The 25,756-nt window shown below is 40.7% G+C and carries 17 protein-coding genes; 13 read left to right on the top strand and 4 right to left on the bottom strand.

What is annotated here, in order from left to right:
- The first annotated feature begins 159 nt into the window (after positions 1–159).
- A complete protein-coding gene (lipA, locus tag HCG69_RS05925) occupies positions 160–1,002 on the top strand; it encodes a lipoyl synthase (RefSeq protein ID WP_255585471.1) in 843 nt (280 codons plus the stop codon).
- Between the two features lie 66 nt (positions 1,003–1,068).
- On the top strand, positions 1,069–2,187 hold the full coding sequence (locus HCG69_RS05920) for a hypothetical protein (RefSeq protein WP_221649280.1): 1,119 nt from the start codon (positions 1,069–1,071) through the stop codon (positions 2,185–2,187).
- Here the strand turns inward: HCG69_RS05920 and HCG69_RS05915 are convergent.
- From HCG69_RS05915 to HCG69_RS05905, 3 genes are all read right to left on the bottom strand, one after another.
- Entirely contained in the window at positions 2,153–2,857 is a 705-nt protein-coding gene (locus HCG69_RS05915) for an SAM-dependent methyltransferase (RefSeq protein WP_221649279.1), read from the bottom strand. The two genes, HCG69_RS05920 and HCG69_RS05915, sit on opposite strands and share 35 nt — an antisense overlap.
- Positions 2,858–2,982: 125 nt before the next feature.
- A complete protein-coding gene (locus HCG69_RS05910) occupies positions 2,983–3,990 on the bottom strand; it encodes a gliding motility lipoprotein GldB (RefSeq protein ID WP_221649342.1) in 1,008 nt (335 codons plus the stop codon).
- A gap of 24 nt (positions 3,991–4,014) precedes the next feature.
- Positions 4,015–4,872 (bottom strand): enoyl-ACP reductase, encoded by an 858-nt coding sequence (locus HCG69_RS05905; RefSeq protein ID WP_002559373.1) that lies wholly within the window; start codon positions 4,870–4,872, stop codon positions 4,015–4,017.
- A gap of 327 nt (positions 4,873–5,199) precedes the next feature.
- On the opposite strand from HCG69_RS05905, the gene HCG69_RS05900 reads away from it, so the two are divergent.
- From HCG69_RS05900 to HCG69_RS05880, 5 genes are all read left to right on the top strand, one after another.
- Positions 5,200–6,810 carry a glycoside hydrolase family 28 protein gene (locus tag HCG69_RS05900; protein ID WP_221649278.1) on the top strand — a complete coding sequence of 537 codons (1,611 nt, stop codon included), beginning with the start codon at positions 5,200–5,202 and terminating at the stop codon, positions 6,808–6,810.
- Between the two features lie 207 nt (positions 6,811–7,017).
- On the top strand, positions 7,018–8,238 hold the full coding sequence (locus HCG69_RS05895) for a DUF4861 domain-containing protein (protein WP_221649277.1): 1,221 nt from the start codon (positions 7,018–7,020) through the stop codon (positions 8,236–8,238).
- 114 nt (positions 8,239–8,352) lie between these two features.
- The gene (locus HCG69_RS05890) at positions 8,353–9,054 is read left to right on the top strand and encodes a hypothetical protein (RefSeq protein ID WP_221649276.1); all 702 of its coding nucleotides are present in this window, start codon (positions 8,353–8,355) and stop codon (positions 9,052–9,054) included.
- A gap of 196 nt (positions 9,055–9,250) precedes the next feature.
- The gene (locus HCG69_RS05885) at positions 9,251–10,927 is read left to right on the top strand and encodes a glycoside hydrolase 43 family protein (protein WP_221649275.1); all 1,677 of its coding nucleotides are present in this window, start codon (positions 9,251–9,253) and stop codon (positions 10,925–10,927) included.
- A 126-nt stretch (positions 10,928–11,053) separates the two neighbouring features.
- Positions 11,054–11,707 (top strand): HAD family hydrolase, encoded by a 654-nt coding sequence (locus HCG69_RS05880; protein WP_221649274.1) that lies wholly within the window; start codon positions 11,054–11,056, stop codon positions 11,705–11,707.
- Positions 11,708–11,800: 93 nt separating this feature from the next.
- Here HCG69_RS05880 and HCG69_RS05875 read toward each other — a convergent pair whose 3' ends face one another.
- Positions 11,801–12,706, bottom strand: coding sequence for an alpha/beta hydrolase (locus HCG69_RS05875; RefSeq protein ID WP_221649273.1), 906 nt, complete (start codon positions 12,704–12,706; stop codon positions 11,801–11,803).
- A 159-nt stretch (positions 12,707–12,865) separates the two neighbouring features.
- Here HCG69_RS05875 and HCG69_RS05870 point away from each other — a divergent pair, with 159 nt between their 5' ends.
- From HCG69_RS05870 to HCG69_RS05845, 6 genes are all read left to right on the top strand, one after another.
- Complete coding sequence (locus tag HCG69_RS05870) at positions 12,866–14,167, top strand: acetylxylan esterase (RefSeq protein ID WP_221649272.1); 1,302 nt, start codon at positions 12,866–12,868, stop codon at positions 14,165–14,167.
- A gap of 159 nt (positions 14,168–14,326) precedes the next feature.
- Positions 14,327–17,623 carry a TonB-dependent receptor gene (locus HCG69_RS05865; RefSeq protein ID WP_221649271.1) on the top strand — a complete coding sequence of 1,099 codons (3,297 nt, stop codon included), beginning with the start codon at positions 14,327–14,329 and terminating at the stop codon, positions 17,621–17,623.
- 14 nt (positions 17,624–17,637) lie between these two features.
- Positions 17,638–19,527: a RagB/SusD family nutrient uptake outer membrane protein gene (locus HCG69_RS05860; protein WP_221649270.1), complete on the top strand. Its 1,890-nt coding sequence runs from the start codon at positions 17,638–17,640 to the stop codon at positions 19,525–19,527.
- A gap of 22 nt (positions 19,528–19,549) precedes the next feature.
- Positions 19,550–21,238: a DUF5123 domain-containing protein gene (locus HCG69_RS05855; RefSeq protein ID WP_221649269.1), complete on the top strand. Its 1,689-nt coding sequence runs from the start codon at positions 19,550–19,552 to the stop codon at positions 21,236–21,238.
- Positions 21,239–21,444: 206 nt separating this feature from the next.
- A complete protein-coding gene (locus tag HCG69_RS05850) occupies positions 21,445–23,931 on the top strand; it encodes a tetratricopeptide repeat protein (protein ID WP_221649268.1) in 2,487 nt (828 codons plus the stop codon).
- A gap of 52 nt (positions 23,932–23,983) precedes the next feature.
- The gene (locus tag HCG69_RS05845) at positions 23,984–25,750 is read left to right on the top strand and encodes an HSP90 family protein (RefSeq protein ID WP_221649267.1); all 1,767 of its coding nucleotides are present in this window, start codon (positions 23,984–23,986) and stop codon (positions 25,748–25,750) included.
- Positions 25,751–25,756: the final 6 nt, after the last annotated feature.

Genomic DNA, 25,756 nt, shown 5'->3' with positions numbered 1-25,756 from the left:
TGTAACTTTAGAAACACAGATTAACGCAGATCAGCGCAGATTTAACTTAATCTTTGCGTAAATTAGCGTTAATCCGCGTTCTAATAATGGCTGATTTTACTCTTGACACACCTTCCTAATTCATAAATCATAACTCTCAAACCATAAATCATACATCCAATGAGAAAGCCCGAATGGCTGAAGATAAATATCGGTGCCAATGCACGTTACACAGAAACAAAGCGTATTGTAGAAAGTCACTGTTTGCACACCATTTGTAGCAGTGGCCGTTGTCCGAACATGGGAGAATGCTGGGGAAAAGGTACAGCTACTTTTATGATAGCCGGTGACATCTGCACCCGTAGTTGTAAGTTCTGCAATACACAAACCGGTCGCCCGCTCCCGCTGGATGTCAACGAACCAACGCATGTAGCAGAATCCATCGCACTAATGAAGTTATCGCATGCCGTAGTAACCTCCGTGGATCGTGACGACCTCCCCGACCTTGGAGCTGCCCACTGGGTACGTACCATCACCGAAATAAAAAGAATAAACCCGGAAACAACTCTTGAAGTACTGATACCCGATTTTCAGGGACGGATGGAATTAATAGATCCTATTATTTCGGCGCATCCGGAAATCATTTCACACAATATGGAAACCGTACGACGTATCAGTCCGTTGGTACGCAGTGCAGCCAACTATGATACCAGCCTTAAAGTTATCCACCGGATAGCCAGTAGTAACACTACCGCAAAAAGTGGCATCATGGCAGGGTTGGGAGAAACTCCGGCAGAAGTAGAAGAACTCATGGATGACCTTTTGGCGGCCGGATGTAAAATTCTCACCATCGGACAATACCTGCAACCCAGCCATCGGCACTATCCGGTAGCAGAATACGTCACTCCCGAACAATTTGCCGCATATAAGAAAATCGGACTGGAGAAAGGCTTTGAGCAGGTAGAAAGCGCTCCGCTCGTACGTTCTTCCTATCATGCGGAAAAACATGTGAGCAAATTTTAACTTTCAACCCTCAACTTTAAGCCATATTAGTTTGTTTTATAGGAAACAGACAAAATGTATACTAAAATGAGTCATAAAGGAATATTGTCTTCCGCATTTAACATGTCATTGGGATACATCCCCGTTATCATTTCCATAGTTTTATGCGAATTTATAACGCAAGACACTGCAATCTATATCGGAACAGGTATCGGATTACTTTATTCGTATTGTTCAATGCATCGTAAGGGAGTGCGGATTCCTAACTTTATCCTTTACATTTCTACAGCCACCCTGGTATTACTAACCATAGCAGCGTTAATTCCAGGTGACTATGTTCCTCCCGGCGCTCTGCCAATGACAGTGGAGGTAAGCATTCTTATCCCGATGCTGATTCTTTACCTGCATAAAAAAAGATTCATCAATTATTTCTTGAAAAAGAAAGAGATTTGTTCCAAACGTCTGTTTGCCCAAGGTGCAGAATCAGCCATTGTATCTGCACACATCGTATTGATACTGGGAGTGTTACACTTTATCGCCATTAGTCTGGGAATATTTTTCGTACACCCTCTTGAAAATCCGGCAAAGTGGATCATATTCAATCTCCTTCCTCCCGCCATTTTTGTTTTGGCTATTATCTTCAACCAGATCAGCATCCATTACTTCAATAAGTTGATGGCGCATACCGAATACGTACCCATTGTCAATACTCAGGGAGATGTGATAGGGAAGAGTCCGGCGCTGGAAGCTCTTAATAATAAAAATAGCTATATCAATCCGGTGATACGTATCGCAGTGGCCTCGCACGGAAAACTATTTCTTTGTGAACGCCCTCAAACAGCTACGTTGGATAGAGGTAAAATGGATATTCCAATGGAATGTTACCTCGGCTTCGGAGAATCACTTGCCGAAGGTTGTCGAAGAATTTTACACAATACCTTTCCTGGTATCAACGGATTGAAACCGACATTCAGCATCATGTATCACTTTGAAAATGCCGTGACCAACAGGCTCGTCTATCTTTTTGTTCTTGATATAGAAGATGACTCTATCCTTTGCAATCCGCAATTTAAAGGTGGAAAGCTTTGGCAGTTCCAGCAGATAGAACAAAATTTAGAACGTAACTTCTTCAGTAAATGCTTTGAAGAAGAGTACGAACACTTGAAAGATATTATTGGTATAAGAGAAAAATACAGGGAATTTTAGATAGTTCGGGAACCTTTCCTTTCCATTCTTTCACTGTTTTAGTGCGAATGTATTCGCCTTCACAAGTTATATTGGCAGCAATGCAAAGCCGGGTCTGCGGACGACAGTTCTGCAAAATATCTTCAACCATTTTGTTATTGCGATAAGGCGTCTCAATAAAAAGCTGCGTCTGGTGCTCAGCATAGACACGTTGCTCAAGCATCTTTATTTTCTTTACGCGTTCGGTTGGTTCGATAGGTAAATAGCCATGGAATGCAAAACTTTGTCCATTAAAACCAGAAGCCATCACAGAAAGTATAATCGAGGAAGGTCCTACCAACGGAACTACTTTCAGATTCTTGCGCTGAGCAATGGCAACAACATCCGCCCCCGGATCTGCGACAGCCGGACAACCAGCTTCCGAAATCACTCCCATAGAAGCTCCCCCAATCAACGGTTTCAGATAGCCGGAAATGTCTTCAGGAGAAGTATGCTTATTCAACGTATAAAATGTCAGAGTATCAATATCAATCTCCCGGTCTACTTTCTTCAGAAAGCGACGCGCCGAACGAATATCTTCAACGATAAAATGACGGATATCAAGAATGATTTCTTTATTATAAGAAGGCAATACGGACTCGATAGTAGTATCACCCAAAGTTACAGGAATGAGATAAAGAGCAGTTTCCATGAGAAATAATGAATTAAATAATGTGCCAATATGCTAATATGCCAATGTGCCAATTGGCTGCGCTATATTTAACGAAGATATGCCGAATGGTAATTGGCACATTGGCATATTGGCACATTATTCTATTATTTATAACCTGATTCTTGTAGCATACGATGATAGTCAGTAGTCTCCAGCAATTGCTGTAAGCTGACATCTTTATGCTTTTTCATATACGAAGAAACAATACATGTACCCATCCAGGTACCAATCAATGCCGGAGCATTCTCACCAAAGAAGGCAGTAAACGGTGCAGGTTTCATATACTTACGCACTATCATCGGATCACGTGCATAGAGATGCTGATTTGCCAGCATATACTCCCATACATTCCTTTCGTTCTCCTTGCACCACTTTTCTTCTGCATCGCCATAGCCCATAGCCTCACCTGTAGAACGATATCCCAGTATTTTTTGCACTGCATAATTTATCTTACCAGAATGCAACATCATATCGAGCAGACAACTTCCTTCCTGAAAAGGAAAAGGATACTTACTCATCAGATAGAATACAAAACAATCGGGCACAATGCGGTCAGGTCGCATAGAACGGCACTGATAATCGTAATAAAAACGTTTATATAAAGGATAATCCTCCCCCATATACTTATCCAGACTAATGCCAAGTAAAGTATCCGAAAGAACTACCGATTCATTGAATGCCGAAATTTGTGAATAGACATTTGGGATTTTGATATCGGGAACCTCTTTCTTCAGTCTTTCAAAACCTTTGGTCAACCCTTTCTCTACATCTTCCAGATCAGGGAAACGAGCTTCCACATCTGCCATCAGTCGAAGCAAAGTAGTATCCGAATAAAAAGTCCGAAGCCGCAAAGAAATGGTATCATCATTAACCTGCCCCAACCCAAGAACCTCTTCAATCAAAATCTTGGTAGGCTGACGGTACTCCATATTCATTTTTTGCAGAGCGGAGAAACTATTGGAACGCACATACTCGTTCAGCAGCTTATCATAGCGAACTATGGAAATCCCATTCTCCTCATTATGCAATAGCGTATTCTCCCCCGTACCCATCCGACAGGCTACGGCGAATACACATAATATAATAAAGAGAAGAGGATTTCTTAGTCTTATCATTTTTATAACTTATAATGCTTCTTATCCGTAAATGATATTTCCTTCTTCATCTTTATACTCATCGAGTCCCTTCTCATAAGTAGCCATTGCACGAAGACTCATACCTACACTGGAGAAACCACCATCGTGATAGAGATTTTGCATAGTCACTTTACGAGTAAGATCAGAGAACATTACGATACAGTAGTCAGCACATTCATCAGCAGTAGCATTACCCAATGGAGACATACGATTAGAGAAATCGAAAAGTTTATCCATTCCCTTCACACCCGAACCTGCTGTAGTAAATGTGGGTGACTGGGAAATAGTATTTACACGCACACTATGTTCACGCCCGTAAATATAGCCAAAACTACGGGCGATAGACTCAAGCAGTGCTTTTGCATCCGCCATGTCATTATAACCATAGAATGTACGCTGAGCAGCCACATAACTCAAAGCAAGAATTGAACCATAATCTGCAATAGCGTTCAACTTTTTGGCAGCCTGAATCATTTTATGGAAAGAAACAGCTGATATATCCAACGTTTTCTCCAGCATTCCATAATCAAGATCATCATAAGTACGTTTTTTACGTACATTAGGAGACATGCCTATAGAATGAAGAACGAAATCAATCTGACCGTGCAACACATCCATAGAAGTTTTAAATACATTCTGCAAATCTTCTACACTGGTAGCATCAGCAGGGATAACTTCACAGTTCAATTTTTCGGCCAGAGCGTTTACTTCGCCCATACGTATGGCCATAGGAGTATTTGATAATGTAATAGTTGCACCTTCTTCTACGGCTTTCTCTGCTACCTTCCAGGCAATAGACTGGTCGTTCAGAGCACCGAAGATAATACCTCTTTTTCCTTTCAACAAATTGTAACTCATACCTTTTAAATAGTTAAATTAGGTTGCAAATATAGGAACTTTCTGCATAAAAACACGAGAAGTGTGCAAAGAAAAGCCGAAAATGACAAAAAATCCACCTAAACCAACAGATTGTACACATCTAACGGGATTATCGACTCTATATTTGCACCAGATAATTAAGAGGTTTTTTCATAATATTTATTTAAGGTTAGAATTAGGTTAACATGAATCTTATTATCCATTCCGGTAGATCGCTCGGGAGAGTAGTCTGCCAAAGGATAATAAACCTCTTCGGTTATCAAGTGAAGACAACCCTTAGTATTAATCCATAGAAAGATAATTTAAATGAACACATTAACGAAAAAGCTCCTGCTGTTAACAGCTATATGCCTCCCCCTCTCACAAGGGAATCGGACATGCGCTCAAGAAGGAAATGTAATTGACAACAGTATTTATAAGGATCTCCCTTTTGATATGCCTATTGTAGAGCAACCTGCATTTCCGGACTATACAATAAGCATTGTTGCATTCGGAGCTAAAAATGACGGGAAATTTCTAAACACAAAGGCCATCAATGAAGCAATTAAAGCTGTCAATGCCAAAGGCGGAGGTAAAGTTGTCATTCCGGAGGGATTGTGGCTAACGGGTCCTATCGAACTTCTGAGTAATGTAAACTTATATACAGAACGTAATGCAATGATTCTTTTCACAGATGACTTTGATGCATACCCTATAATAGAAACCTCCTTTGAAGGATTGGAAACACGGCGTTGCCAATCTCCCATCTCGGCACGCAATGCAGAAAACATAGCTATCACAGGATATGGAACATTCGACGGATCGGGAGATAGCTGGAGACCGGTTAAAAGAGACAAACTTACTGCTTCTCAATGGAGTAAGCTTGTCAAATCGGGCGGTGTAACGGACGCAGCCGAAAAGATATGGTATCCAACAGCCGGTGCATTGAAGGGTGCCTTAGCGTGTAAAGACTTCAATGTTCCCGAAGGGATAAACACTGATGAAGAATGGAATGAAATCCGTCCCTGGTTACGCCCGGTACTACTCAATATTGTAAAAAGTAAGAAAGTGTTGCTGGAAGGCGTTACATTCAAGAACTCTCCCAGCTGGTGTCTACATCCATTATCATGCGAACATATCACAATCAATAATGTAAAAGTATTCAATCCCTGGTATTCTCAGAACGGAGATGCACTTGATCTGGAATCCTGTAAGAATGCTCTTATCATCAACAGTTTGTTTGATGCCGGAGATGATGCGATCTGTATCAAATCCGGAAAAGATGAGGACGGTCGCCGCCGCGGAGAACCTTGCCAGAATGTATTAGTAAAAAACAATACAGTACTACACGGGCATGGTGGTTTCGTAGTGGGAAGTGAAATGTCCGGAGGTGTAAAAAATATATACGTAACAGATTGTACTTTCCTAGGTACAGACGTAGGTCTTCGTTTCAAAAGTACCCGTGGGCGTGGTGGAGTAGTAGAAGGAATTTACATCAATAATATTAACATGATTAACATTCCGAATGAACCATTGCTTTTCGATTTGTTCTATGGTGGTAAGGGGCCGGGAGAAGAAACAGAAGAAGAACGTGCAGCAAATACGAAAACAGATTTGCCACCCGTAACCGAAGAGACTCCTGCATTCAAAGATATCCATATTACAAATATTAATTGTAAAGGCTCCGGGCGTGCCATGTTTTTCAATGGGTTACCCGAAATGCCTATCCAGAATATAACAGTGAAAAATGTTGTAATTACAGATGCTGCCGAAGGCGCTGTTATCAGCCAGGCAGATGGCGTGACTTTAGACAACATCTACATCGAAACGCAAAGTAACGGCCCCACACTCCAAATAAAAAATGCAAAGAACATTCGGATAGATGGTAAACTACATAAGCAGGTAGGTGCTCAGGGCACCAATCTAACCCTAAAGTAAAACCACATTTACATAGATTAGATCAAAGCAGACAGTCCTTTTATCATCACTAACAGGGCTGTCTGCTTTTTTTAGCTTACATTTGCAGAGGAGTTCGCCACAGTAAAACTGAGTTTCTATTATTAACAACCAGGCAATTCTCTGTACAACTCTGTGATAAACAAACGACATTGACATTCACTCAACAATAAAACAATAAAGAAAAACATGAAAAGAAACCTTTTTACCGCTTTATTATTTCTATGTTCCTGCCCGTTAGTAGTTCTGGCACAGAGCAATGAAAAGACAATCACAGTAGAAGTGAGTAACCCCTGGAAACAGGCAAAATCTGATGAACCGGTAGTAATCAACCTAAAGGATATCAACCCCGGATTTCGCATTAAATCAGCAACAGTAATAGATGGTACTACAGAAATACCATCACAACTGGATGACCTGAATGGAGATCGCCGCGCAGATGAACTTGCATTTGTTATCGATTTGCCTGCCAAAGGTAAGAGAACACTGAAAATCACCCTGTCATCAGAAAAAAGTAATAAACAATACGAACCACGTGTATATGCAGAAATGATGGTAAGTGATAAAAAAGGAAAGCATGTTCCTGTTCATTCCGTGACTATCCCGGGTACTGCCAACATCTATAACCAGATGCACCACCATGGTCCTGCATTTGAATCGGAACTGGTAGCCTACCGTTTATACTTTGACCATAAACAAACCGTAGATATCTACGGAAAATTCAATAAAGGCTTTGAGATTAAAGAATCACAGTTTTATCCTACCGATGAACAATTGGCACGTGGTTTTGGTGATGATGTACTACGTGTAAGCGGTAGTTGCGGCGTAGGTGCACTAAAGGGTTGGAATGGAAAAAAAGCACTGCACATAGAACCTGTAAGTACACTCACAGAGAGTATCATTGCTTACGGTCCTGTCCGTACTATTGCTGAAATAAAAGTAACCGATTGGCAATATCAAGGTTCTGAATTGAATATGACTACCCGTTACACCCTCTATGCCGGGCACCGCGACATGAAAGTAGAAGCTCTTTTTGAAGAACCTCTGAAGGATGAAATATTCTGCACCGGTGTACAAGACATTGAAGGTTCCGTATCTTATTCTGATCATAAGGGGCTTATCGGTTGCTGGGGTACAGACTGGCCCGTAAATGATACTGTAAAATATGCAAAAGAAACTGTAGGGTTAGCTACTTGCATACCACAGAAATATGTAGTAAAAGAAGTGAAAGACAAACCCAACTATCTCTATACCCTAACAGCCAAAGGAGATAACCATTTCTCATATCACACCACATTTACTTCAATGAAAGAAACATTCGGCTACAAAACTCCGGAAGCATGGTTCGCCTATATTCGTGAGTGGAAAGAAGGGTTGGAACATCCTTGTGTGATCAAAATAAAGCAATAAAAACAAATATTACACCCTATTCGAACAAATATTACCCATTGCGAGAGGTAATACTTCATACTTTTGTACAGTAATAAACAAAGAACATTATTGTATAACTTAAAAATTATTATTATGAAGAAACAATTACTTCTCGCAATGGCTTTCGTAGCTGGCGTATTTACAGCGAATGCACAAGGAACTTATTCTGTAGGAGAACAATTCTTAGATACTGATGGCAATCTTACGGTATCTTCTATTAGTAGCGCCGATTTAGGTAGTATAACGTCTGTACCGGGTGTTACATTAACATTTGGAACCAATACTTATACTATAAAGAAACATGATAATCCATTTAATGAAGTATTCACTGCTCGTTTTGAAGGAGGTAATAATCCTGTCATAGCAGATGGAACAGGATGTCTTTACAAATTCGAGGTAAGTGAAGACGGAGAACTCGATTTAGCATATCAATTAGGTAATGCCAAGAAGATGTATGTTCTTGACAACGGAACAGACCTAACGGAAAATGTAATGGCTGGCTTTCCTTATGAAGTTGCAGAAAAAGTTACAGAAGGAAAAACGATCAAAGTACAAGCTGGACATACTTATTATTTCTTTGGTGCAGGAACTAAGTTAGGATTCTATGGTTTCACATTCCGCAAAGCTACCAGTGGCACAGGTATTTCAGATACAGCAGTTGAAAAACAAGTAATCGCTACAGAATATTATAATGTTCTTGGTATGAGACTGAGCGAACCTGCCAAAGGTTTGAACATTATCAAAAAGATTATGGATGATGGTTCTTCAGAAACAACCAAAGTATACATGGAATAAGTTTCTATTCAAAAATATAACTGCAAGTGCCCTTACCTGTTTAAATGCAAGTAGGGGCATTTTAGTATCTAATTATTCCACATTAATGCACAATAAATCCTCCAAAGCAATCGATTATTCATCACTGCTTTCATCTGGAAGACTTATATTTGTAACCAAGAATTCTATAACATAACTAAATAATAAAAAACAATCCATGAAAAGATTAGCACAGACCTTAGGCCTCTGCCTATTAATGACAACCCCGGCCATAGCACAGAAAAGTTATGTGTCCGAAGTATGGGTTGCAGACCAGGGAAACGGAACATATAAAAATCCAATCCTTTATGCCGATTATTCCGATCCGGATGCCTGCCGTGTAGGAGATGATTTCTATATGACTTCATCCAGCTTCAACTGCCTCCCCGGCCTGCAAATTCTTCATTCAAAGGATCTTGTAAACTGGAACATCATAGGTGCTGCTGTTCCTTACGCCCTCCCTCCCATCGAAACTCCCGAACATCCGGAACATGGCAATCGTGTATGGGCACCAGCCATCCGCCATCATAACGGAGAATTCTATATCTTTTGGGGAGATCCTGATCAAGGTGCATTCATGGTGAAAGCACGTGATCCGAAAGGCCCTTGGAGCGAACCAGTACTTGTAAAAGCAGGAAAAGGTATCATCGACACTTGCCCTTTATGGGATGAAGACGGTAAGGTATACCTCGTACACGCCTATGCAGGAAGTCGTGCCGGACTAAAAAGCGTCATTGCTATCTGTGAACTGAATGCAGATGCTACCAAGGCCATCACACAGTCAAGAATTGTATTTGACGGACATGAAGCCCACGAAACCTGTGAAGGACCTAAATTCTACAAACGAGGTGATTACTATTATATATTCCATCCGGCAGGTGGTGTACCAACAGGTTGGCAGGTTGTTCTTCGTTCTAAAAATGTCTACGGTCCATATGAGTGGAAAACGGTATTAGCACAAGGTAATACTCCGGTCAATGGTCCTCATCAGGGAGCATGGGTAGATACTCCAACGGGAGAAGACTGGTTCCTGCATTTTCAGGATGTAGGTGCATACGGTCGTATCGTACATCTTCAACCGATGAAATGGATAAACGACTGGCCAGTAATCGGTAATGATACAGACGGAGATGGTTGTGGCGAACCCGTACTAACCTATAAAAAACCAAATGTCGGTAAAACCTATCCTATCTGTACACCACAAGAAAGTGACGAATTTAATGAATACACACTTTCTCCACAATGGCAATGGCATGCCAATATCAATGAAAAATGGGCATACTATGCAGGTGATCATGGGTATGTACGTCTTTATTCTTATCCGGTAGTGAATGAGTATAAAAACCTTTGGGATGTAGCCAACTTACTACTACAGAAAACTCCTTCAAATAACTTCACTGCAACAATGAAGCTGACTTTCAAGCCTACAACCAAATACAAAGGTGAACGTACCGGACTTGTAGTTATGGGTCTGGATTATGCCGGATTAATTCTTGAAAACACGGATAAAGGGCTTGTGCTCTCACAGTTAAGTTGCAAGAAAGCAGATAAAGGAACACCGGAAGAAGTAAATGAAGCTATTGATTTACAAAACAACACAGTATATCTGAGAGTTAAATTCAGCAGTGACGGTAAGAAAATCGGTAAAAGTGAAGGTGGACATGACCTTATAGTAATGTGCGACTTCAGTTATAGCACCGATGGTAAAAAATTCCAGAAATTAGGAAAACCATTCCAAGCCAGAGAGGGCAAATGGATCGGAGCTAAAATAGGAACATTCTGCACCCGTCCTGCCTTGGTAACGAATGACGGTGGCTGGGCGGATGTTGACTGGTTCCGTATCACAAAGAGATGAAACGGGAAGCTTTAGAACTATAATAACTGTTTCAAGTAAATGCATTTATGCCTCTGCAAAAAGAAACTATTGCAGGGGCATATTTGTTTTCCTACATTTGCAGAACGATTACTAAAATAAAGAGAAATGAAGAAACTTGTTATATTCGATTTAGACGGAACACTACTAAATACGATCGCCGATCTGGCAAACAGTACGAACCATGCACTTAAAAAATTGGGATATCCTATACATAAAATAGAAGAATACAACTTCATGGTAGGTAACGGAATTAACAAACTCTTTGAGCGTGCCTTACCGGAAGGAGAAAAAACAGAAGAAAATGTACTCCGTGTACGCCAGGAATTCGTACCCTATTATGACAAACACAATGCGGATGAGAGCAAACCATACCCCGGAATTGCAGCCTTATTAGAAGCACTACAGACCCAAGGGATACAGTTGGCAGTTGCGTCCAATAAATATCAGGCAGCTACAGAGAAGCTCGTAGCCCATTATTTTCCAAACATCCGGTTCGTAGCTGTACTGGGACAACGGGATGGAGTGAAAGTAAAACCGGATCCAACAATTGTGGAAGATATCTTGCGAATAGCAAACGTTGAAAAAAAAGAAGTTCTCTATGTCGGAGATTCGGGCGTAGACATGCAGACTGCCATCAACGCAGGAATCACCTCTTGTGGAGTCACCTGGGGATTTCGTCCACGTACAGAATTGGAAAGCTTTCATCCGGATTACATTATAGACAAAGCAGAAGTAGTGAAATCAATGATTAATGATTAATGATTAATGATTAGCGGTTAGTGATTAGCGGTTAGTGATTAGTGATTAGTGCTATGCAGCGTGATTATAACGCAGTCCGCTAATCACTTATCACTAATCACTAATCACTCCCTCCAGCCATTTCTCAACCAGTATGGGCCATTGATTAGTTGTCCCCGGATTATTACGTAAAGCGATACTGTGTCCTCCTTCCGGAAAAATATGCAGAGTTGTTTTCTTTACATCAGCTCGTTTCAGTGCAGTATAGTAGAAAATACTGTTGAGAGAAGAGACAGACCGATCATCAGTAGCATGTACTATAAAAGCCGGTGGAGTCTGATTTGTCACACGTTCATCACAAGAAAACTGATGCAACAATTCCGGTGACGGTTCCTTTCCCAAGAGATTATCCCGACTTCCTTTATGAGCCGTTTCCCCCATTGAAATCACAGGAGAAATAAGTATCGTAAAATTAGGACGGAAAGACTCTTTATCCAGTGCATCTCCTCCAGCCCCCCAATCTTCTGAAAATGTAGAAAGACAAGCCGAAAGATGCCCTCCTGCCGAACACCCCATTACTCCTACCTTATCGACATCAATGCCATAATCTGCCGCATGAAAACGAATGTACCTCATTGCACGTTGTGCATCTTCCAAAGGAGCCTGATAACTCACTATCACATCCGGTGATTGCGGCATACGATGATTGAGAACAAAAGCAGTAACCCCAAACGTATTGAACCATTTAGCCAACTGCCATCCACTAATCTGATAAGCCAGACGTGCATATCCTCCACCTGGAATAATTAACACGGCAGTCTTCTTATTTTCTGCTTTCGAAGGTTCAAAAACATACACTCCAGGTGTACCTACCTGATATACCCGTTCATTAGCAATACTATCTTTCACAGTAATACCTTTACTGTTTGGCATGTTATTATTCCATATAGGATAAAAAGTCTGTGCAACACCTATTTGAAACATTCCTGCCAATAACCAAAAGCATAAGCCTCTTTTCATTTCATTTATACGATTAATAAACTCAGAGTGACAAAGATAGTATAGCTTTTTTATTTCAAGGTAGAATAATTGGTACATATACTCGTAAAAAGAAACATTATTTCTACAAAAAGCTACGCAAACTCCATTAACTTTGTTTCAACATTTAATAATTGTATCATGAACCAGAAAAGCATACTACTCATTCTTACTTTATTGTACTGTCACGTAGCATCTTTCGCTCAAAAGACAAATATCAAAGACTATGTCCATATCGAGATTACTCCCGATCACGACGATTGGACATACCGTACAGGCGAACAGGCATCATTTACTATTCGAGTTATACGTGGAAACATAATGCTCAAAAACATTCCACTCACCTATGAAATAGGTCCCGAAAAACTTCCTCCTAACCAAACAGGAAGTAGCGATCTGAAGAATGGTAGCTTTAAAGTGAAAGCCGGTACAATGAAAACGCCCGGTTTCATCACTTGTCTTTGCCGTACAAAGGTAGATGGTATTATCTACTCCAACTATGTAAATATAGGATTTAGCCCAGAAAAGCTACAAGCAACCACTACACTTCCCGAAGATTTCACCAAGTTCTGGGAACGTGCCAAAGCAGAAACAGCCAGCATACCGATGGAGCCTCTAATTACTCTGTTACCCGAACAATGTACTCCGGAAATAAATGTATACCATATCCGTTTACAACACTATCAGAAAGGAAGTTATCTTTATGGTATCCTCTGTATACCTAAAAAGTCAGGTAGATACCCGGCTGTTCTCCGTGTACCGGGAGCCGGAGTAAAGAAACAACCGGCAGAAATGAAACTTGCAGAAAAAGGAATGATCACCCTTGCCATCGGTATCCATGGCATTCCGCAAACACTACCGGATAACCTGTATGCCGATCTGAGTAAAGGTGCATTAAACAACTATGCCTTCTATAATCTCGATAGTAAAGATCACTATTACTATCGTCGCGTATATACCGGCTGCATACGTGCGCTCGATTTTCTGTGTAGCCTGCCCGAATATGATGGGGAGAACTTAGGTGTCATCGGTGGAAGTCAGGGCGGTGCATTGGCAATGGTTACTGCCGGATTAGACTCCCGAATAAAGGCACTCGTAGCTTTCTATCCTGCTCTTTGTGATGTGACCGGTTATCTTCATGGGCGTGCGGGAGGATGGCCAGCCATGTTTGCCCCTCAAAATCAGGTATTGAACAATAAACCCGAAAAGATTGAAACGTCCCGTTACTATGATGTCGTCAATTTCGCACGCTTTATTCAGGCACCCGGATATTATTCGTGGGGGTATAATGACCCGACCTGTCCTCCTACTTCCACTTTCTCTGCCTACAATGTCATCACTGCTCCCAAGCAGTTGTTCATTGCTCACGATACAGGTCACTGGCGTACAAAAGAGCAGGATATAGTGACCAATAATTGGTTCTGTAAACAGCTGATTAAGTAGTACATTTCGTCTTAAAACAAAAAATACTACCCTAAAAACAAATATTGCACATCTACTAATTCACATCCTCATACTTTTGTAGCGATCAAACTAACGCTCTATATGGGTGTAACTAAGAAAAACAATCATTTTAATAAACTAAAAGTAAACATGCAAAGAATGTCTAACCAAGTGAAAAACATGCGAATCGTGCTGCTTATGTTATTTGCAGCTCTATCGCTCAGCGTTTCCGCGCAAACAATTACTCTCACGGGTAATGTGAAAGATGCGACCGGCGAACCGGTAATCGGAGCCTCCGTCGTAGAAAAAGGAAATACCACCAACGGTACTATCACTGATTTGGATGGAAACTTTAACCTTAAAGTCCCTTCAAAAGCAACATTAGTCATATCTTATATAGGTATGAAAACACAGGAAATCACTCTGAAAGGACAAAGTAAAATTGATGTAACCCTACATGACGATGCACAAGCACTGGATGAAGTAGTCGTTATCGGTTATGGTACAGTAGCCAAAAGAGATCTAACCGGTTCAGTGGCATCTGTAAGTGCAAAACAGCTTGCAGCTGTCCCCGTATCCAGTGCCTCAGAAGCATTACAAGGGAAAATGGCTGGTGTACAAATCACAACTACTGAAGGTTCTCCAGATGCAGAAGTAAGAATTCGTGTTCGTGGAGGTGGTTCGTTATCACAAGATAACTCTCCACTTTATATTGTAGACGGCTTCCCAGTATCTTCAATCTCAGACATTGCACCAACGGATATACAATCTGTTGACGTATTGAAAGATGCTTCTTCTACTGCTATTTATGGAGCTAAAGGAGCAAATGGTGTAATTATCATTACAACAAAGTCTGGTAAAGAAGGGAAAACAGAAGTAAGTTTCGGTGCATCATATGGTATCAGAAATGTGACTAAAATGGTAGATGTACTTAACCCATATGAGTTTGCTCTGTGGCAACATGAAATACAACCGACCAGTTATACTTATGGTACATACGAGGACTTGGAAATCTACAAATCAAAAAAAGGAAATGATTATCAAGAAGAACTGTTCGGTCGTACTGGTAACCAACAAAATTATAATGTTAGTATTAGTGGCGGTAACAAGGATCTAAAATACTCTGTGAGCTATGCACGCAATGACGAAAAATCAATCATGCTTGGTTCCGGATTCACTAAAGATAACTTGAATGCCAAAATCAACTCAACAATCAACAAATGGCTGAGCTTTGACTTTAACGCACGTTTCTCCTATCAAACGATAGACGGACTTGCCGGAGGTGCTGATGCTAACCAATCTAACAAAGCATATTCGGCTGTTGCACGTAGTGCTATTTTCCGACCGGTACCTGCAATTTCTGGTTCAGGTGATGATGATGACGATAATGTTGTATCCTACTATACACCTGTAGAACAAACAAATGCTACTTACAAAAAGCAGTCTCGTTTCCAACAAAACTACAACGCAGGCTTAAATTGGGATCCGTTTAAAGGTTTGAAATTCCGTTCTGAATTCGGCTATGGCTATCGCTACAACAATACAGATCAAGTTTGGGATTATATGGCAACTTCTAATTCCAAATTGGGTATGTCAGGATTCCCACAAGCACAGATGACTCGTGACATTGTCAAGAACTGGCGTATAGCCAACACCGTAAGCTATGACACTAAAAAGTTAATGGATGGTGATATGCGCCTCAACATCATGCTAGGACAAGAGGTAACAAGTAGTCAGAACAACAAAACAACTTACAGTTCTGTAGGATATGAAGTAGGTACGAAGATTGAAGAAATTCTCGCTGCCATGGGAAATGGTACTCCGCAACCCACTAATACCTATATTGGAATCAAAGATAATATGAGTTCTTTCTTTGGTCGTTTTAATGCATCACTGAAAGACAAATACCTTCTCACAGTAACAATGCGTGCTGACGGTTCAAGTCGTTTTACAAAAGGAAATCGTTGGGGATATTTTCCTTCTGCCGCACTCGCATGGAGAGTTAGCGACGAAGCGTGGATGAAAGGTGCAGAGGAGTGGCTTTCTAATCTAAAGTTACGTCTTTCTTATGGTACAGCTGGTAATAACCGGATTGATCCGAAATACATGTATACTACTTACTCATTGAAAAGCGGTGTTAACAACAGTATTTATTTCGATGAAACGTATGGTACGACCAAAATTCTGGAACACGGTGATATCCTGTCCAATCCGTCTTTGAAATGGGAAACGACTTATACAAGAAACATCGGTGTAGACTTCGGATTCTGGAACAACCGTTTATCTGGTGCTGTTGATTTATACTGGAACACTACCAAAGACCTATTAATGCGTACAACTCTTCCGACAGCTACAGGGTATTCTTATCAATATAAGAATTTCGGTCAAACGTCTAATAAAGGAGTTGAACTTACTTTAGATGCAGTATTGGTTGAATCTAAAAACTTCAATCTGAACTTCAACTTTAACATAGCATACAATCGTGGTAAAATCGACTCAATGAAAGGCATGAATGGTTATTATGAATCATCAAGTACATGGTCGGGCAACGATATAGGTTGTAATAATGATTTCTACATTGAAGAAGGTGGCCGCTTAGGAGAAGTATACGGATATGTTTATGATGGTTACTATACTACCAATGATTTATATTATGATACAGCAGACAAAACTTGGAAAACCAGAGATGGTGTAATAAACAGTTCATCCTTGACAGGTGGAAACCTTACATTGGGAGGTATGAAGATTGTAGATCAGCTTACAGTAGATACAGATGGTGACGGCATACCTGATCAAGGTGACGGCGTTATCAACGAAAAAGATAAGGTACGCCTTGGAAATACAATTCATCCAGTAAACGGCGGTTTTGGTCTGAATGGTAACTGGAAGAATTTCGACTTCAACATTTTCTGTAACTATTCCATAGGAGGAAAAGTGATTAATCACACGAAATTGCGTTCCAGCTTCTACAGCGGTTCATCTAACAACTGGAACTTGAATGGTGACTTTACACTGGCAAATCGCTATTCTAATATCGATCCAACTACCGGAGAACGAATGACAGACCGTACTTATATTGATAACTATCTGGCCACAGGTAAGACATTAGAAGATTTGTACGGTTACATGAATGAAGTCAACGCAGGTAAATCACTTTATAACCCTGCAGCAGTTACTACTGCTCCATTGACTCAACTTGCTGTCGAAAACGGATCATTCCTTCGTATCAATACTGTTTCGTTAGGATATACTCTGCCTCAAGTCCTAACAAGTAAATGGTTGATCAAGAATATTCGTTTTTACGTAACAGGATACAACCTCTTTGTATTTACCAAATATAGCGGTGCAGATCCTGAAGTAGATAGTGCAACATCTACTCCTCTTACCCCGGGAGTCGACTATGCCTCTTATCCCAAGAGTCGTTCATTTGTTGGGGGTGTAAATCTTACATTTTAAATAGTATGAATATCATGAATAAAATTTTAAAAACAATCATATTCTGCACCGGAGCTTTTTCACTCGCTTCATGTTCAGACTTCCTGGATCAGACTTCACCTTCGGAAATGACACAGGAGAACGTTTTTCAATCTGCTGTATATACAAAACAAGCTGTTAATAAGATATATGCCGGACTTACCCGCGACCATATGTACGGATGTCGTCTGCCACTGAATTTCAGTACCAACTCGGATATTGAACTGGTAGATGCTACAACAGAAGCGAATATTACCAATACCGGTAACGAACGTGGTAACTGTAATTATTATACATCCGTTGACTGGAATCGTTTACCACAGACCTGGCAGTACATCTACGCTTCTATAGAAAGTGCCAATGAGTGTATCGAAGGTATACGTAATGCAGGAATGCAACCCGAAGTACTCCCCTCACTCGGTGAATCACTGACTTTACGTGCTATGTTATTCTATGACCTGATCAAAAACTATGGTGATGTACCCATGAAAATGGAAACAACCTCTAGTGACGGTTCTAATATTTATTTGTCAAAAACAGATCGTGATGTCATTTATGATTTGTTACTTGCAGATTTGCAAGAGGCTGCTGGTTATCTACCTTGGCAAGGTAGTAGTAGTTATACATCAGAACGTGTAAACAAAGGTTTTGCATTAGGTATGATAGCCCGAATAGCTTTGGCAGAAGCCGGATACTCTATCCGCGAAAGAGCTATACCTGGCTACGAAACCGCAGCTCACAGTGACGGCACCTATCCAACTCAGCGCCCGGGAGCAGAAAAAAGAAAAGCATTATATGAATTGGCTGCCACTGCTCTAAACGAACTGATCGGTTCTGGTCGTCACACGTTAAATCCTTCGTTCGAAAATGAATGGTATCGTTCTAATCAATTGGTTCTCGACCAAGAGTATAGAGAAAATCTTTACGAAGTAGCACATGGTCTGAACTACTCCGGGGAAATGGGATACACAGCTGGTGTACGTATGAACGGAGTTTCCAATTGGGGATTTAACAATTCTTCTGGAAAAGTAAAACTCACCGCTCCCTTCTTTTGGTCATTCGATCCTGAAGATCAGCGTCGTGATGTTACATGTGCTCCTTACGAATATCGTGCAACAGACAATGTATTAGTACAGACATTACAAGGAAATAAGCCTTGGGAGATTTATGTAGGTAAATGGGATTTCAGAAAGATGAGTGATGCGTGGAAATCTATGAACCAGAAAGTTACAGCAAAAACCGGTTATGGAATCAATTGGATTGTTATGCGTTATTCAGATGCTTTGTTAATGTATGCAGAAGTAATGAATGAATTATATGGAGCAGACCAAAAAGGATCATGTGGACTGTCAGCACGTGATGCATTGTATCAAGTACATTCACGCGCTTTCAGTGACAAAACTAAAGCACAGCAATATGTTAACAACTTAAATTCTGGTACAGAATTTTTCGAAGCAGTCGTTCAGGAACGTGCTTGGGAGTTAGCAGGAGAAGGTATCCGTAAATATGATCTGATACGTTGGGGGCTCTTAGCAGAAAAAATAGAGCAAATGCGTAATGATTATGTCAATAAGATTGTTCCTAATGCTCCAGCAAAACTTTGGTATAAAATGGCCGAGAATTCAACTACAGAAATTGATTACAGCAGTATCTGCTGGTATCAGGCTCCTGAAGGAACGGATGAAGAACTAACTGCTGCAGGTTGGCTATCAGTAAGTTATTACGGTGCCGATGCAAAAGAGATGGAAGCGGCAGCTAATATTATCGCTGGAAAATTAATTAGTTCCGGATTGGATGCAACAGTAATAAACCGTCACCTTTTCCCTATTGGTAGAAGTACAATCAGTGATTCAAATGGTACTTTGAGTAACTCCTATGGTTTTTGACTAAATTAAAATGACGAAGAAAATGAATAAATATTTTAATCTATTAATATCAGGAACTATAATGTTCCTGACAATCTCCGTCCTGTTTTCTTGTAAGGATGAAGACGATCTGGATATGACATACAATCGCAACTTCCAACCTATATCACTGGATGTTAGCGCAGAAGCCACAACAGCAGAAATAACATGGAAATCAACTCCTAATACAAGTCACTATGTTCTAGAATTGAGTCTGGACTCATTATATGACGGTTGCAACTCCGAGAATTCATTACTTTTCGGAGAAGACGGCTCTATCAAATCCACTTCTCTATCAGTTGAAAACCTTTATAGTGCAAGTTATTACTTTGTTCGCGTAAAATCTGTAGCAAAGGATGATACCCCCGATTCAAAATGGATGTATTATAAAAAGAATACTTACAGAAGTTTCAAAACAAAGAGTGAGAATATACTGAATGCTGTAGGAACAGATGATAAAGGTGAAGATTTTATTATTTTACGATGGACTATATCTCCTTCGGTAACTCATATTCAATATGCTCCAGTTACCGGAATGGATGAAAATAATAATCCTATATTAGGTGAGGCTAAAACAGTCACATTAAACGATGAGAATATAACAGCAGGAAATGCAACAATCACTGGATTGAAAGCATCTACCAGTTATCAGTTCACGATCTACAATAATGATCATGCCCGTGGTACACGTACAGCAACAACAAGAATCCAAATACCTGAAGCAAACCTAGTTGTTCGCATAAATTCCGGCGCCACCTTAACGCAAGAAATGCTTGATTCCTGGGCAGAAGAAGGTAGTGTTACTGTTAGGTTTGAAGAAGGAGCAGAATATACGTTAGTAGGTGTAGACCCTGCTACTGGTGATCCTGCCGGATTAACAATTCCAAGTAACCTATCTATCACCTTCTTTGGTGCTGAAGGCTCAGAAAAAGCCATTTTAAAAATAGCTAGAGAAATCATCATGGGTGGTACACATGCTTATGTGCGTTTCATAAATTTGACTATTAACGATGGAGGTGCTCAATACTTATTTAATCAGGGAGTAGATGCTACCGCAGCTGAAATCAGTTTTAAAGATTGTGAAATAAATAATTTCACACGCTCTGTAATTCGATTCAAAGATGAAAAATCAATATCCTCCGATCTAGTCTCCTTCGAAAATTGTATAATAGGTAATCAAGGGAGTGGCTCTTATGCATGTATTACTCTAGATTCAAAGGCATACACTGTAAGTAATATTGAATTCACGAATACAACATTCAATACATTACAACATAACTTAATCGCCTTGAATCACAGTAGCCGTGGATTAGCAGCAGTTAATACAATCAATTTCACTAACTGTACATTCTACAATCACATTGGTAGTACAAGGTACTTAGTTGATGCCGGAAACGATTCTCAAGGTCCTACTGTAACTTTACGTAACACTATCTTAGCAAAGACCTTTACAGCTGCTTTAGCAGATGGAATATGGTCATCAACGTCAAGAGGTATCCGTACGAAAGTAGTGAATGTATACGATACATATATTACAGTTGACGGTGTCTTTGGTTCAAATACAATTAAGAATTGCTTGAACTACGCAGGTACCTCTGAGGACCTCTTTACCGATCCTACAAAAGGAAATTTCACAATCAAAGATAGAAACTTCCCAGAAGGCATAGGTGATAAACGTTGGTATACTGAATAAATCTAAAAGAATTAATATACAAAATTAATTATAATAACTCAATCATAGAGCAGCAAGGTTTTCTCCTTACTGCTCTATCTTTTTATTGAGAACATTAATATACACAAAAATATACTTTCCTTTTCTTATAATTTATCACTTTGTTGGGTGCAATCCCATAATATTTGTACATTGCGACGACTAAAAACCTCAAAGACCCAATTATTATGGAAATGAATAAAGAAAATTTCGAAAAACTACTCAACCAGATCAAAGCATCCGGAAAGCCTGCTACCGAATGGTTTGGCAAATATACACACGATATATTAATGCATCCCGATAATTGGTGGGAAGCTCTTGCTATATGTGAATATGCATTAGATAGTAAAGAAGATGAGAAACAAATAGCCGAATTCTTTCACCACATATTTCAGGCCTATGATTGTAATGTAGAGGCAGACCTGAACGACGAAGAATACGCATTCTGGTGGGAAAAGGTACAGGAAACTTGTGACCGTGTAGGTGAGTTTGCAGGTGTAGGACTTGTGCAGAAAGGCTCGCAATATGCCGAAGCACGTTATGGCCTGCGCGATACCAGTAAGTTAGTAGCTTATTACGAAAAAGCTGCTGATATGGGAGACGAGAATGCACAAGCCACTTTTGCCTTTTGGAAATATATGGGTTATTACTGCGAAGCGGACAAAGCTGAAGGTGAACGCCGTTTTGCCACTCTTACCACTCCCGAAGGACTGCATTGGAAGAAATTCTACGAAGCTTGCATCGAGAATTGTGCCGGACATGAAGAAAAAGCATGGGAACTCCGCCAAGAGTTACTGAAGGAACTGCCTGAAGGAGATAAAATGCGTGCCAATATATATGCTATTATTGGCGATGAACTTGATAATGACGAAACAAAAGTTGCCGAGCAAGCTGAGTACTATAAAAAAGCATTAGCTGTAGTACCTAATTTCTATGTTCAGAAAAATCTGGGTACACTCTATTTTAGGAATCCGGAATTAGGGAAAACACAAGAACAAGCTTTCGAGTTATGGGAGGGTGCATGGAAAGCCGGCGTATGGTCAGCAGCCAACTTTTTGGGATATTACTATCAGGAAGAGCCCTGGTTAGATATCCCAAAAGCTATTGAATGGCTGGAAAAAGGAATGCTTTATTGTGAACCGTATTGTGCATATGAACTTGCATTAATCTACCTCTATAATGATGAGTATCAGAATATAGAACGTGGATTATACTGTCTCGAACGATGTGTGGAAGATAATTACATACAGGGAATTGAAAGTCTCGCCATGGTTTACTTTAATGGAGAACTGGTGGAAGAGGATATCGAACGTGCTCACGAACTATTACTGAAAGCTACCGAACTGAATTCCGGAAGTGCTGCATACCGCATCGGATGGATGTATGAACGTGGTATCCTCTCAGAAAATCCTGACTATGAAAAAGCTCTGGAATATTATGAAAAGTCCGCTGCATTGGAAAACAATGATGGATATTGCAGGGCCGCTCTCTATCTGGCAAACGGTTATGCCGGAATAACAGATAAAGCTAAATCCAAAGAGTATTATGAAAAAGCAGCAGCACAAGGTTCTCCTTATGCACTTGTGGAATTAGGTTTCCTCCAGGAGAATGAACAGAACTATGAACAGGCATTCGAATTATTCAATAAAGCTGCCGAACAGGAATATCCTTATGGCATGTACCGTGTGGGCTACTACCTGAGTGAAGGAATAAAAGGTGACGCCCAACCCGAAGAGGGGGCAGCCTGGTACCTCAAAGCTGCCGAAGCCGGTGATACAGATGCTATGTTTGCTATAGGGCGTTGTTATAAAAACGGATATGGTGTGGAAGAAGATCCCGACAAAGCACTCGCCTGGTATCAGAAAGGAGAAGAAAAAGAAGAGCCCCGCTGTATCACAGAACTGGGATTAGCATATGAAAACGGTTACGGTGTAGAAGAAAACCCGCATAAAGCAGTGGAATACATGACCAAAGCCGCCGGACTAAACTATGGGTATGCCCAGTTCAAAATGGGCGATTATTATTTCTATGGTTACGGTCCCTGCCTGGAAGATAACAAACAAGCAGTAGAATGGTACGAAAAAGCAATTGCCAACGGCAATGCACTTGCTATGCTCCGTCTAGGAGAATATTACCTTTACGATTATGACAAGCTAAATGAAAGTGAAAAAGCATTCACCTATTTCAAGCAGGCGGCAGAACAGGAATTCTATAATGAAGGAATGGGTATCTGCTATGAAATGGGCATCGGAGTAGAAGAAAATGAAACGGAGGCCTTCAAGTACTACACCCTTGCCGCAAACAATGGTAATACAATGAGTATGTATCGTACCGGCCTCTGCCATTATAATGGTGTAGGTGTTAAACAAAACCTTCAGGAAGCCTTCCGTTGGTTCAATGACGCTGCCGGAAATGAAAACATTCATGCCTGTTACTATGTAGGTAAAATGCTAATGTATGGCGAAGGATGTACTCCCAATGCAGAAAACGGCTTGCAATGGTTGCAGAAGGCAGCAGAAGCCGGTAGTGACAAAGCCCAGTTTGAGTTGGGAAATGCTTACCTGAGTGGAAATGGTGTAGAAGAGAACGATGAGATCGCCATGGAATGGTTTGAAAAAGCCGCTGAGAACGGAAACGAAAAAGCATTAAAAATAACAGGAAGAAGAAAAAGATGATGAGATTTATGAAGTATGACTTGACTTATAAATCCCATAAATCCTAAAAATCATGGAGAACGAAAATAATAATCTATTCCAGGTCAATCTAAAGGGGATGATTGCCCTGCTATCGGAACATATCTATAGTAACCCCAACACATTTGTCCGCGAACTGCTTCAAAACTGCGTAGATGCTATCACCGCCCTGCACAATATTGACGAAAATTATTCCGGACGTATTGATGTATATCTCAATGACGACGGCTCATTAACTTTCCAGGACAACGGTATCGGACTGAAAGAAGAAGAGGTATACCGCTTTCTGACCGTTATCGGTGAAAGCTCCAAACGAGAGACTCCCGATGCCGACGATTACATTGGTCGTTTTGGTATCGGTTTGCTGTCATGTTTCGTAGTAACCAATGAGATTACAGTAGAAAGTCGTTCGGCAATGGGCAAACAAGCCGTTCGCTGGTGTGGAAAAGTAGATGGGACCTATCAGACAACCCTTCCCGCTGAGGAATGGCCTATCGGTTCACGTGTCATTCTGATCCCGAAAAAAGAATGGAGCCATCTCTTTGAGTACGAAACTTTCAAAAAGATTCTTCAAAACTACGGAGAAGTACTGCCCCACCCTATTTATCTGCATAATCAAGGTAAAGAAGAGTTGGTAAACACCCCTGCTCCCGTCTGGCTGGATCCCAAAGCCACTCGTAAAGAACTTCTTGATCACGGAACCAAAGTATTTCAGTCATCTGCTCTCGACGTCTTCCACATTCATACAGAAAATGGTAAAGTGAACGGAGTACTCTATATACTTCCGTTTCGTACCCAGTTCTCTGTACGCAACTCCCATAAAGTCTATTTAAAACGTATGCTGTTGAGCGAAGATGATTGTAACCTATTACCTCCCTGGGCTTTCTTTATCCGTTGCCTCATCAATGCCGACGGCCTGTTGTCTACCGCTTCAAGAGAGTCTTTTGTCAGTAATGACCAGCTAAAAGATGCACGTAAAGAGATAGGCAACGCCATTAAAGAATATCTGAAAGGACTGATAGAAAACAACCGGGAAATGTTCAACAAGATTCTCGACGTACACTACTTTCATATTAAAGCAATTGCAGCGGAAGACAATGAACTTCTCCGGCTATTTATAGACTACCTACCGTTTGAAACAAGCAAAGGAATGCGCAACTTCGGAAATATTCGTTCTACGGACAACGTTATCCGTTACACCCGTAATCTTGAAGATTTTCGTCAGGTTCGTCGTATTGCAGGTTCGCAAGGTTGGTTGGTCATCAATGCGGCCTATACCTTTGACGAGACATTGCTGAAGAAATCGGCCCGTCTCTTCCCCGAACTGACTCTGGAAGAAGTCTCTCCCGCCCGTTTGCTCGAACAGTTCGCAGAAGTAGAGGCCAGTGCAGAACATATCGATTTTGAAAAGAAAGCCAGCGAGTTATTGAAGCCCTTCGGATGCATCTGCCGTTTAAAGCACTTCACTCCGGCCGATACTCCTGTTATCTTCGTTGCCGAAGAGAAAGAAACCGGTACAAAAGCGGCTAATAATCCGCTGGCAGCCGTATTAGGTGCTATTAACGCGCAAAAACAAACTCCTCCGACGCTGACATTCAATGCCGACAATGAAATGGTACAAACGTTACTGAAAATCAAAGGAGACAACAAACTGTTTCAGCATATCATACATATACTTTACGTACAGGCATTGTTACAAGGCCGCTATCCGGTAAATAGCGAAGAGATGACCCTCTTCAACCATTCACTCAGTGAGCTTATGACTACTAAAATGAATGACTTTATAAACTTCCTAAATTGAGAAAGC

It is taken from the genome of Bacteroides sp. K03 (genome assembly GCF_019734355.1).
GTDB lineage: Bacteria > Bacteroidota > Bacteroidia > Bacteroidales > Bacteroidaceae > Bacteroides > Bacteroides nordii.
This window is presented reverse-complemented; position numbering and strand designations above follow the sequence as displayed.

Bases quoted from the DNA above. Each gene is read 5' to 3' on its own strand.
- HCG69_RS05850 (WP_221649268.1), top strand. From the start codon at position 21,445: ATGGAAATGAATAAAGAAAATTTCGAAAAACTACTCAACCAGATCAAA.
- HCG69_RS05890 (WP_221649276.1), top strand. From the start codon at position 8,353: ATGAAGAAACAATTACTTCTCGCAATGGCTTTCGTAGCTGGCGTATTT.
- HCG69_RS05865 (WP_221649271.1), top strand. From the start codon at position 14,327: ATGTCTAACCAAGTGAAAAACATGCGAATCGTGCTGCTTATGTTATTT.
- HCG69_RS05845 (WP_221649267.1), top strand. From the start codon at position 23,984: ATGGAGAACGAAAATAATAATCTATTCCAGGTCAATCTAAAGGGGATG.
- HCG69_RS05870 (WP_221649272.1), top strand. From the start codon at position 12,866: ATGAACCAGAAAAGCATACTACTCATTCTTACTTTATTGTACTGTCAC.
- HCG69_RS05895 (WP_221649277.1), top strand. From the start codon at position 7,018: ATGAAAAGAAACCTTTTTACCGCTTTATTATTTCTATGTTCCTGCCCG.
- lipA (WP_255585471.1), top strand. From the start codon at position 160: ATGAGAAAGCCCGAATGGCTGAAGATAAATATCGGTGCCAATGCACGT.
- HCG69_RS05855 (WP_221649269.1), top strand. From the start codon at position 19,550: ATGAATAAATATTTTAATCTATTAATATCAGGAACTATAATGTTCCTG.
- HCG69_RS05900 (WP_221649278.1), top strand. From the start codon at position 5,200: ATGAACACATTAACGAAAAAGCTCCTGCTGTTAACAGCTATATGCCTC.
- HCG69_RS05860 (WP_221649270.1), top strand. From the start codon at position 17,638: ATGAATAAAATTTTAAAAACAATCATATTCTGCACCGGAGCTTTTTCA.
- HCG69_RS05920 (WP_221649280.1), top strand. From the start codon at position 1,069: ATGAGTCATAAAGGAATATTGTCTTCCGCATTTAACATGTCATTGGGA.
- HCG69_RS05915 (WP_221649279.1), bottom strand. From the start codon at position 2,857: ATGGAAACTGCTCTTTATCTCATTCCTGTAACTTTGGGTGATACTACT.
- HCG69_RS05885 (WP_221649275.1), top strand. From the start codon at position 9,251: ATGAAAAGATTAGCACAGACCTTAGGCCTCTGCCTATTAATGACAACC.
- HCG69_RS05875 (WP_221649273.1), bottom strand. From the start codon at position 12,706: ATGAAAAGAGGCTTATGCTTTTGGTTATTGGCAGGAATGTTTCAAATA.
- HCG69_RS05880 (WP_221649274.1), top strand. From the start codon at position 11,054: ATGAAGAAACTTGTTATATTCGATTTAGACGGAACACTACTAAATACG.
- HCG69_RS05905 (WP_002559373.1), bottom strand. From the start codon at position 4,872: ATGAGTTACAATTTGTTGAAAGGAAAAAGAGGTATTATCTTCGGTGCT.